Source organism: Paenibacillus sp. 01T422 (genome assembly GCF_056398785.1).
Genome location: NZ_JBFTQB010001420.1, coordinates 1 through 918 on the forward strand (window position 1 = coordinate 1; position 918 = coordinate 918).

Sequence of the window (918 nt, forward strand, 5' to 3'; positions counted from 1 at the left end):
GTACATGTCTTGTTGACTGGACCGAAGAGGTTTAAAGACATATCCGTGCTTATTCCTAGTATGAGTGATCGTATGCTTTCGGAGAGATTTAAAGAACTTGAGGCTGCAGAGATCATTGTCCGACACGTGTACCCGGAAACTCCGGTTCGTATTGAATATGAATTGACAGCTAAAGGAAAAGGGCTTAAGCCTGTTATGGACGAGTTGCAAAAATGGGCGGACTCTCATTAATTAAAATGAAGGCAGTTCTAAGTCAAGTGGACGTATATCTCTTGACTTTACTTCTGCCAATGTTTACAATAAACAATAATTCAATACCTTTGTGATCCGTTGAAGGGATAAAGTATTTCGCACCCACATTATCAGAGAAGGAAGTCCAGGCTGCAAGCTTCCTATGATGAGCGAACGAAAAGACCTCCCCGAGGACCTGCTGGGAACGACATGTCGACTTATATCGACCGTCTAGTAGTGGCTAGTGCGTATTCGCGGGCGTTAACCGTAAAGAGCAGATTTCTGTTTATTGTGCTTATGGCGCGAGAACGGACGATCTGAATGTGGGTGGTACCACGGGTGAATTTGTTAATCAAATCTCTCGTCCCTGACAAACGTCGGGGGTGGGGGATTTTTTTGTTATATAGCCAAGAACGATAGATAAAGGGAGGTTGTACACATGAGCATTCAAAAGCCAAAAGGCACGCAGGACCTGCTTCCCGGCGAAGTGGAGAAGTGGCAGTACCTGGAGAGCAAGGCAAGAGACTTATGTCAACGATTTAACTACAAAGAAATCCGTTCGCCAATTTTCGAAAGTACGGAGCTTTTCTCCAGAGGTGTCGGAGAAACTACGGATATTGTCGAGAAAGAAATGTACACATTTCTGGATAAAGGCGATCGCAGTATTTCCTTGCGTCCAGAAGGGAC

Annotated in this window: 2 protein-coding genes; both read left to right on the forward strand. The window is 44.8% G+C overall.

Annotated elements, in window-relative coordinates; translation table 11 throughout:
• The coding region (locus AC1DUA_RS39220) for a winged helix-turn-helix transcriptional regulator (RefSeq protein ID WP_477504821.1) at positions 1-231 on the forward strand (231 nt) is incomplete at its 5' end.
• Between the two features lie 439 nt (positions 232-670).
• Positions 671-918: ATP phosphoribosyltransferase regulatory subunit (locus AC1DUA_RS39225; protein WP_477504822.1), on the forward strand; the 248-nt coding region annotated here is incomplete at its 3' end.